The following is a 3,091-nucleotide window of genomic DNA, read 5'->3' on the forward strand; positions in this document are numbered from 1 at the left end:
TTTTCTTCCACCAAATCTGTACTTTGCAAACGTTCATAATCCCTTTTGACCATATAGGCAGCGTTCACCATTTTTTGTACTCTTTTCAATTCGTTCGTTCCAATAATCCAATTCCCAGTGTTTTTGGTTATCGTTTCTGTTTTAAATAATCCTTTTTTCACAACCTCTGTTTTTTTCTCTTTCCCTTTTGCATTGATTTTGATTTCTTGTGGTAATTGTTCACTGAGATCTAAAAGCTTTTTCTTTTTACTTTCAAATTCTTTATCTAAAGATTGGATTTTTCTCTCCAAGTCTTTTTCTTTTATCTTTATTTCCGCATCCATCGCCTTTTTTTGTTTCTCTATTTCTAGAGAATGCTTTTTTAAATCCTTAACGGTATCAACACCAATCGTTTTATCATTTAAAATTCCATCTTTGTAGATGTGTGGTATTTCCTTTTTCAAAAATGTATCTAAATCTTGGTGGAATGTCTTTAAATCTTTTCTTGTTAAAACCTCTTTGGCTGAAACTTTTTCCCGTTGTTTTTTCTCGTCCCAAACAACAGGCATAAAAGCAAAATGCATATGAGGTGTTGTTTCGTCCTTATGTACGTTAGCGGACAATACATTTTTTTCACCGCCATAACGATTCGCTAAAAACTCATAGGTTTTTTCAAAAAATTCACGTTGTTCTTTTTCTGAAGTCCCCTTCAAGTTTTCTGGTAACGTAACAACCCAATCACTACAAACTTTTACATCTTTCCGATTCAAACAATGTACTTCACGTAATCGATCATTCATGCGGGAAAGTGTATCTCCTTCTTTTTCGCATAAATCATAATTTAAATTTGACCGCTCATTATCAATCTCTTGATTCGAATGATTTTCTGTTTTTCTGTCCCAATGAATCGATAATCCTTGTACGCTGCCTTTTGTATATTTTTCTACATGAGCCACAAGTAAGCCCCCCTTTTGGTAATCAGCATAGCACGAAGATTGAGAGAATCCAATAATTTGGTCTAGCACGTTATACCAAATTTCATTTGGACGTGCTCTGCGAGGCTCGTTGGCTTCGCCAAACCATGCCTTGCATGGCAAAAAAACCTCGGACTTTGTCCGAACCTACAAGGGGAACTCTTCCCCTTGACCCCATCAATCGAACTCCCCAACCCCTCAATCCTTGAGGGACTCCCTCGCCGGTTGGCAGGCCAAAACGTTTGACGTTTTGACAGGCCAAGAGGGTGAAGAATCAATTGCACGTGTCAATTCCTTAATGCTCCTTTCATGGATCAGCACAAACCGCTGACCCCTTCCAGTCCGCTTACCATTGACACTTACCGCTAATTTTTCCTTTTCCAACAATCGCTTTGCAAATTACTCCAAACATATGTGTTTCCTATTCGAATGAATATAAGAGTAAAGTACATAATAAATATGAAATATACCTTCAACCTTCAACTGTTACCCCTAAAAAGAACCCTATCCAACATTAGGGTTCTTTTTTCATACCAAGCCAAAAATAAAAAAGGCTTATCCAGTTATATACACATTTTTGTCCCCTGCATACACTACTTATGTACAACTGCCTACTTGATAAATTGCCATACAACAGAGTGATTGAAAGGGGATTTTATGAATTATTCATTTAATAAATCTGATAAATTAATCCCTTTTAAAAAGAACTACGGGTGTTCAAAAACAGCCTGTAGGGACCCTTGTAGTTCAATACCAATAAAAAAGTCAAAATCCTATATAGTGGATTTTGACTTTTTTATTGGTATCCCCCTTGTTTTTGGGTGTGAGTGCTGGCTGGGGGTTTGGGGGCTAGCCCCCAGGAACTTAACGTAATTTTATATGGCATTAGTGAAATTCTTGAACGATAGATCAAGGCGGTTCGGCAGGTACAATTGCTAGTCCAAGTCGTGCAACTTAAATCCTCGTTTTTGGTATGTTCGGCTTGGCGACATGCTCACACCTGCCGAATTTCACTATGCAATAGCAAAAGAGTGGAGATTTTTTGAGTGGTTTTCTCAAAAAATACTACTCGACTATTGCATTGTGGAAAGCCCTCTAAAAAAAATGAAAAAAGAATATATTTAAGGCGATATTTATCGCCTTAAATATATAGAAAAGAGTAAGCAGGGGGTAAAAAGTAGATTTTAAGCTGATATATAGCTATTGAAGGGCATTTTCTTTGGTCTAATTTTTTATACTTTTTGGTCTAATTTTTTATACCTTTTGGTCTATTTTTTTTTGACCTTTTGGTCTAATTATGATAAAATGGAAATATAAAAATATAGGAGAAAGGTGATAATATGCCAAAACAAAAAACTGAAAACGAAATAATATATAACGGTAAAAGTCGATGGAGAAACCTAGATACAGGTGAAATAATAGAAACTGATGAAGTCATAAAGAAAACTCCTAGAAATGGTTTTATGATCACATATTTAACTGCAATCGTTCAATTAATAGATAGTTTAGGTAATAAAAAAATGCAAGTTGTAAAATACATATTAGAAAACATGGACAAATCAACAAATACGTTAATTATAACTACAAGAGAATTGACCGAAAAAAGCAAGGTATCTAGACAAACTGTAATAGACACATTAAAAACACTGGAGCAAGCCCAAATAATTACTAGAAGAACTGGAGCAATAATGATACATCCAAGCCTTGTTCATCGTGGTAAAGATACAAAAGAGAAATACTTACTTGCTAGATTCGAAGATTTTAATAATAATAAGGCTCCAATTAATGCAGTTGAATAAACCGCCCAAGAATTGATTCTAAGGCGGTTTTACCTTTCCATATCATATCCTCGTTGTTTAGTCATTTCGTTTTTATGTTCACGCTCAAAGTAATCCTCTACTTCCCTTCCAACTAGTTCATTCTTAACAAGCCCTCTAAACGTTTTAAATTGCTCTTTAAAGACTTTTTTCGTTTGTTGATATAAAACCTTTACGTTTATCTTCAAATCGTTTATATGAGCTTGTAACGAGCCTATTTTTGTATGTAATTCTTTATTTCTCTCTCTCAACTCCGCATTAATCTGATGAGATGCTTTTAAATTGTTAGACAAGCCCTCTACTTGCAGGTGTAATTTTTTA

At 34.9% G+C, this 3,091-nt stretch carries 3 protein-coding genes; 1 reads left to right on the forward strand and 2 read right to left on the reverse strand.

What is annotated here, in order from left to right:
* Positions 1-935, reverse strand: a 935-nt coding sequence (mobV, locus tag P8A20_RS38570; protein ID WP_371934452.1) for a MobV family relaxase, incomplete at its 3' end; no start/stop codon positions are given.
* Between the two features lie 1,358 nt (positions 936-2,293).
* Here mobV and P8A20_RS38575 point away from each other — a divergent pair.
* The gene (locus P8A20_RS38575) at positions 2,294-2,752 is read left to right on the forward strand and encodes a replication/maintenance protein RepL (RefSeq protein WP_001125937.1); all 459 of its coding nucleotides are present in this window, start codon (positions 2,294-2,296) and stop codon (positions 2,750-2,752) included.
* A 29-nt stretch (positions 2,753-2,781) separates the two neighbouring features.
* Here P8A20_RS38575 and P8A20_RS38580 read toward each other — a convergent pair.
* Positions 2,782-3,091, reverse strand: a 310-nt coding sequence (locus tag P8A20_RS38580; protein ID WP_438875627.1) for a hypothetical protein, incomplete at its 5' end; no start/stop codon positions are given.

Source organism: Streptomyces sp. Alt3 (assembly GCF_030719215.1).
GTDB lineage: Bacteria > Actinomycetota > Actinomycetes > Streptomycetales > Streptomycetaceae > Streptomyces > Streptomyces glycanivorans.

Bases quoted from the DNA above. Each gene is read 5' to 3' on its own strand.
- P8A20_RS38575 (WP_001125937.1), top strand. From the start codon at position 2,294: ATGCCAAAACAAAAAACTGAAAACGAAATAATATATAACGGTAAAAGT.